We start from the raw sequence: 6,041 nt of genomic DNA, 5'->3' as shown, positions 1-6,041 counted from the left end.
GGGTTCATTCGAACCCGGCGCGCTCTCGTGTGGAAGAAACTCAGACGAGCTCGGCGGAGAAGATGGTCACGGCCTCGGCCGGCACATCCTGATGCCCGCCCTTGGAACCGGTGCGCACACCCTCGATCGAGTCCACCGCGGCAATGCCGTCCACGACCTTGCCGAACACGGTGTACCCGAAGCCGTCCTGGCCCGGGTAGTTCAGGAAATCGTTGTTATTGGAGTTGATGAAGAACTGCGCGCTGGCCGAATGCGGATCCATGGTGCGCGCCATGGCGACGGTGTACTTGTCGTTCTTGAGACCGTTGTTCGCCTCGTTCTCCACCTTGTTCGGCGCGGGCTTCTGCTGCATGTCGGCGGTCATGCCGCCGCCCTGGATCATGAAGCCGCGGATGACGCGATGGAACACGGTATCGGTGTAGTGGCCCGCCTTGACGTAGTCGACGAAGTTCGCGACTGTCTTCGGCGCCTTGGCCTCGTCGAGTTCCAGGGTGATATCCCCGGCGGAGGTCTTCAGGAGCACTGTGGTCATGGCCACCATCGTATGGGAGCCCCCGAACACCCGACCGCCCGGCATCGAAACCCCCGTCCCGAACCACGCAAACCCAAGTCCCCCAAGCAAACCCGGCACCGCGATCGGCGCCGCGCCGAGGCGGGCCCCGCTGCTCTGTGCGAGCGGAAGAAAGCGCTGCGGTCGGGCCGTTGCGGCTCAACCCAGTTGACGGATTCTTTCGATAACAAAAACGAATGCCTAGATGCGCATATTTCTATCCCCTGATCGTGCAACCAAACTGAAGAGCCGAGCTCAGGCTTCGTAAAGCTCGAGCGGCAGATCATCGGGATCGAAGAAGAACGCGAACCGCTTCCCCGTGTACTCGTCGACGCGCTCCGCCTCCACCCGCACTCCCCCGGCGGCCAGCTCGGCCAGGGCCTCCCCCACATTCGGCACCACGAACGCCAGGTGCCGCAGGCCGGCCGCCTCCGGCCGCGACGGCCGCCGCGGCGGATCCGGGAACGAGAACAGCTCTATCTGCCCACCGTCCGGCAGCTCCAGATCCAGCTTGTACGAACGCCTTTCCGCCCGATAGTGCTCCGCCAGCACCCGCAGCCCGAGCACCCGCACATAGAAGTCCTTCGACCGCTCGTAGTCGGTCGCGATCACCGCCACATGATGGATTCGACGCAGCTCCACACCCCGACGCTAGCGCACCCCTCCCCTGTTCCACCGACCCCGCGCGGCGGCCCTTTTTGTATGAGCAGTTCTTTTTTCCTTATGGCTACGGCTTTCACCGTCACAATTTCAACAAGCAGGCCACACATGCGTAGATGCGCATATTTCCATGTTGGTATGTACTGTATCGCGGAGCTCGGTTGACCACTTCCGTCGGTCCCACAGCCCAGACAGACGTTCGAAAGCACTGTCCCAGAACACATGTGGATCAACTCAGCGCACGGTAGCTGCCGCGCTCCCCTGCTCTCGGGCGGGGGACAGCGCAGGCGGGGACGCCGACTCCCCTGCCCCGCGCGTGTCGAAAAGCGAGGACGCTAGTCCGGGGTGACCGCGATGCGCTCGCGGAGCAGGGTCGCGGTGGCCGCGTCGGCCGGGAAGAACGCCTCGATGGCCAATTCGGCGACGGTGACGTTCATGGGTGTGCCGAATACCGTTGTGACACTGATGAAGGCGAGTTCGCGGTCGTCCAGGCGCAGGCGCAGGGGCACGACGGCCTGATCGGGTTCGGGCAGCCCGGGGGCCTGTTCGCCGCCCGGATAGGAGCGCAGTTCCGCGAGCAGGGCGATCAGATCGGGTGCGCCGCTCGCGTCGATCTGGCGTTGCAGTCGTTCGAAGAGGTGGCCGCGCCACTCGGGCAGGTTGATGATGCGGGGGGCGAGGCCGTCGGGGTGCAGGCTCAGGCGCAGCGCGTTGACCGGTGCGGCCAGCAGGGCCGGGTCCACGCCGTCGAGGAACAGGGCGATGCCGGCGTTGGCGTCGACCATGTTCCAGGCCGAGTCGACCGCGAGGGCCGGGTGCGGTTCGTGACCGGCCAGGATCTGGCGTACGGCGGTGCGTACGGGGGCCATGGCGGGGGCGTCGAGTTCGGGTTCGGCGTAGACCGGTGCGTAGCCGGCCGCGAGCAGCATGCGATTGCGTTCGCGCAGGGGTATTTCCAGCTCGTCGGACAGGTGCAGGATCATCTGCCGGCTCGGGGTGGAGCGCCCGGTCTCGATGAAGCTGAGGTGCCGGGTGGAGGTCTCGGCACGGCCCGCGAGCTCGAGCTGGCTGAGCCTGCGGGTGACTCGCCAATGCCGGAGCAGATCACCTGCGGATTGTGTACGCATGCCCCGATCGTACGAATTGCCGGAGCGCGCAACCATTACCCGCCGGGTAATGGAGTGGCCGGTGAGTGTGATCGGCTAGGGCTTCCCCGAACGGGCGCCCCACGTCATCGTGATCACGCGTGTCGGCCGACTCTCCCCCGAGAAGCAGGCCGATACCCCGATGGGCTCCGCGCCACGCGGTCCCGAGAGGTCAGGGTCGCGTTGTACCCGGACAGGCGCGCTACGAGGCCGGAGGTGATTGTGCGACGGGTTATCTCAGCTGCCGGAGAGTTGCGGCGGCCGGTTCGGGTGCGCGGCCGCCGCGGCCGGGTCAGAGCTGTTTGATGACGCGGGCCGGATTGCCCGCGGCGAAGACCTTCTCCGGGAGGTCGCGGGTGACGACGCTGCCCGCGCCGACCACGGTGTTCGCGCCGATGGTCACGCCCGGGCAGACGATCACTCCCCCGCCGAGCCAGACGTTGTCGCCGATGGTGATGGGTGCGGCGGTTTCCCAGCGTTGGCGGCGCAGCTCGTGGTCGGCCATGGGGTGCAGGGCGGTCAGGAGCTGGGCGCGGGGGCCGATGGAGACGTCGTTGCCGATGGTGACGGGCGCGCAGTCCATGATGATGGCGTCGTAGTTGAGGAAGCTGTTGTCGCCCAGGCGGATCAGGTGTCCGTAGTCGCATTGGAAGCGCGGCATGATCCAGGATCCCGCGCCGATCGCGCCGAGCAGGTCGGTGAGGATGCCGTGGCGCTGCTGGTCCTCCCCCGCGCCCGTGGCGTTGAACTTGTCGAGTAGTTCCTGGCAGCGGCGGCGTTCGGCGACGAGTTCGGGGTCGTTGTCGCGATAGAGCTCGCCGCGCAGCATGCGGTCCTTGTGTTCTCCCACTCCGCCCATAGTGCTCGAGGGCGCGGCGGGGCGCATCGGGCGAGGTTGTGGGATCGAGACGCTCGGCTGCGGTCACGGGCTCCGGGACGGCGGTACGGTCGGAGTCGGCAGGGCTGTTTTCACGCTGTTCCCGGACGCACGAAGGTGGCGGACATGGCAGAGGCGAGCACGGTTCAGGAGTACATCGCGCAGTTCCCGCCCGAGGTCCGGGAGGTGCTGGACAAGGTGCGCGAGACCGTGCACGCGGCGGTGCCGGGCGGGGTCGACGCGATCAGCTATCAGATTCCGGCGGTGAAGCTGGACGGCAAGGTCGTGGTGTTCTATGCCGGGTGGGCCAAGCATGTGAGCGTGTATCCGGTGCCCGAGGGTGATGCCGCGTTCGAGGCGGCGATCGCGCCGTATCGGGCGGGTAAGGGGACGTTGAAGTTCGTGCTGGGCAAGCCGATTCCGTACGACCTGATCGGGCGGGTGGCCGCGCAGCTGGCGGAGCGGCGCGGCACCCGCTGAGCCCGGGTTAGTTGCGGGCGGCCGAGCGGGACAGGTTCCAGCCCTGCCAGGTGTCGTCGTGGAGACGGTCGCGGATGGCTTTTTCGACGCGGTCGCGGTCGGCATCGGGCAGTCGGTCCAGGGCGGGCAGGATGTCGGGCGACAGGTCGCTGAGGTAGTAGAGGTCGATGCGTTTGCCGTGGGCCGCGCGGTCGACGTTGCGTTCGGCGATGAGCAGTTCGGGGTTGATCGCCGCGAGGGTGAGCAGGGTCGCGGCGGCGGCGCCGATGGCCGCGCGGGGCACCCAGTCGCGGCGCAGTTTCACCAGCGATGCCAGGACCATGAGGTAGACGAGTCCGATCCAGAGCTCGAGGACTTCGACCAGCAGGCGCAGGATGGTGAATCCGTAGGCCTCCTGATACACCCACATGCGGTGCAGGGCCGAGGCGACGATGACCAGGGTCAGGACGCTGACCGCGCCGACGGCCAGGCGCAGCCAGAGGCGGTCGGCGGTGGATTCCTGTGCGGCGGTGCGCTGGACGATCGCGATGACCGCGAGGGTGAGCATGCTGACGATGGAGAGCTGCCAGAAGCCGGTGCGGGCGTATTCGGCGTAGGTGAGTCCGCCGTTGCTCATGACGTAGGCGTCGCCGCCGAACATCGCGGCCAGGCGTGAGGCGAGGAACAGGGCGAACAGCAGGGTGAGCGCGCCCATGGGCAGGCCCCATTCGAGCCGGGAGAAACGGCGCCGGGTCTGCTGTCCCCGGATGTTGTTGACGCCGAAGAAGGTGGAGTACGCGCCCTCGGGGGCGTCGGCGGCGGCCGGGGGCGGGCCGGCGAGCAGGTAGAGCGCGCCGGCCGCGCACAGCGCGACGACGAGGAACACGAAGACCCAGCGAACCAATTCGTCCACCGCGAGCGAGGGCAGCAGATCTTCGACCCAGCGGGCGAAGACGGCGTCCGCGCCCGCGAGCAGCGGTACGAAGATCAGGAGCAGGACCGTGGTCGCCGCCAGCGACCACCACACGCGCTGGGTCGAGGATCCGGTCCGCCCGCGCACGGCGCGCATGCCCCGGTACACCCACGGGATGGACCCGATTGCCTGCATGGGCACGGCGCAGACGTCGTAGACGAATCCGTAGATCGAGCGTCGCGACACCACGGCCAGCGAGGCGGCGACGACCGCGGCGAGGAAGCACAGTACGAACAGCCACTCGGCCGCGCGCACGGCGCCGACCGCGAGTAGCCCGATGGCCAGCGCGACCCACCAGACCCGGCCGATGGTGACCGAGCGCTGTGATCCCGGAGTGCCGAACAGCCTGGTCCATGCGGTGTCGCCGGCGGGCTTGTCGAGCCGCGCGTCGGCAGGGTTCGCGGTTGCCGTGGTGGATGAGGCGGGCGGTGGTGGAGGGGTGATACCCGGCGGTGTCGATGCGCGGGTGCTCGCCGGCACCGGCTCGGCGGGTGCCGCCGGTGCGGTCGGGGCGGCGGCGATCTGCCCGGCAGCGTCCGGTTCGTCGTTCGTTCCCGAGTCGGCGGGAGGGTCGATGTGTGCTTCGGCACGCGCCTGCGGCGAGGTCGCCGGGTCGATCGGCCGGTTGGGGGGTGTGGTCTCGACGGACCGGTTCGCGGCATCGGTGTCGCGCGAGATGGACGTGCTGAATAATTGTCCCGCAATCGGTTTCGCTTCGATCGCGGGCCCGGCGTGCTCATTGCCGGACTTGGGCCGATCGCCGGTCGTCGCGGTGTCCGGGCCGGTCTCGGGCCGATCGTCGCGTGTGGCCGGGTCGGTGGGCGGCGCGTCCGGAGCGTCCGAGGCGTCCGGGGCGTCCGCGCGGCGGCGGGCGGTGGTGTCCACCGCGTAGACGGCGCCCGCGGTGGCCAGACCCGCGAGCAGCCAGCCGATGCCGGGGCGGTCCAGGGGAATCAGGACCGCGCCGGCGAGGCCGCTGATCGCGATGGCGGGCAGGGTGCCCTTGGCCATGGGGATCCGGGTGGATTTGGGGACCGGGCGTACCGGGAGGCCCGGCATATGGGCGATGGGCCGCATGGGTTCGGCACCGGCCGAGAGGTTTCCGCCGTTGAGGCCGAGGGTGGTCAGCCACTGCGGCGCCACCGGGGCGGCGGCGCCGGGCAGGCCGGGAGCGCCCCAGCCGACGGCGCCCGGGGGCATCGTCCCGGCGTCGGGTCGCCACCACTCCCCCTGTGCGCCTGCGAGATTCCCGATCGGGCCGGCGGGCGGGGCGGGCCCCCCGCCCCCGGCGCCCCCCCGAACCGGGGGGGGGGGGGGCCCCGCCCGGGGGGAAGAGGGGAAAAGCGGAAGGGGGGGGGGCGCACAGAAAGGGAGAGC

The 6,041-nt window shown here is 69.1% G+C and carries 6 protein-coding genes; 1 reads left to right on the top strand and 5 read right to left on the bottom strand.

What is annotated here, in order from left to right:
• Window positions 1-40: 40 nt before the first annotated feature.
• The 4 genes from ABZ319_RS39775 to ABZ319_RS39760 form a co-directional block, all read right to left on the bottom strand.
• On the bottom strand, window positions 41-538 hold the full coding sequence (locus tag ABZ319_RS39775) for a peptidylprolyl isomerase (RefSeq protein WP_354991769.1): 498 nt from the start codon (window positions 536-538) through the stop codon (window positions 41-43).
• 267 nt (window positions 539-805) lie between these two features.
• A complete protein-coding gene (locus ABZ319_RS39770; protein ID WP_354991768.1) occupies window positions 806-1,162 on the bottom strand; it encodes a VOC family protein in 357 nt (118 codons plus the stop codon).
• A gap of 383 nt (window positions 1,163-1,545) precedes the next feature.
• Window positions 1,546-2,337 carry a helix-turn-helix transcriptional regulator gene (locus tag ABZ319_RS39765; RefSeq protein WP_354991767.1) on the bottom strand — a complete coding sequence of 264 codons (792 nt, stop codon included), beginning with the start codon at window positions 2,335-2,337 and terminating at the stop codon, window positions 1,546-1,548.
• Between the two features lie 310 nt (window positions 2,338-2,647).
• Window positions 2,648-3,205, bottom strand: a complete 558-nt coding sequence (locus ABZ319_RS39760) for a sugar O-acetyltransferase (RefSeq protein ID WP_354991766.1) — start codon at window positions 3,203-3,205, stop codon at window positions 2,648-2,650.
• A 153-nt stretch (window positions 3,206-3,358) separates the two neighbouring features.
• Between ABZ319_RS39760 and ABZ319_RS39755 the strand changes: the two genes are divergently transcribed.
• Window positions 3,359-3,712, top strand: a complete 354-nt coding sequence (locus tag ABZ319_RS39755; RefSeq protein WP_354991765.1) for a DUF1801 domain-containing protein — start codon at window positions 3,359-3,361, stop codon at window positions 3,710-3,712.
• Window positions 3,713-3,719: 7 nt separating this feature from the next.
• Here ABZ319_RS39755 and ABZ319_RS39750 read toward each other — a convergent pair whose 3' ends face one another.
• Window positions 3,720-5,864: a DUF4153 domain-containing protein gene (locus ABZ319_RS39750; RefSeq protein WP_354991764.1), complete on the bottom strand. Its 2,145-nt coding sequence runs from the start codon at window positions 5,862-5,864 to the stop codon at window positions 3,720-3,722.
• Between the last annotated feature and the right edge of the window lie 177 nt (window positions 5,865-6,041).

The sequence above is a fragment of the Nocardia sp. NPDC005978 genome (assembly GCF_040614455.1).
Lineage (GTDB): Bacteria > Actinomycetota > Actinomycetes > Mycobacteriales > Mycobacteriaceae > Nocardia.
This window is presented reverse-complemented; position numbering and strand designations above follow the sequence as displayed.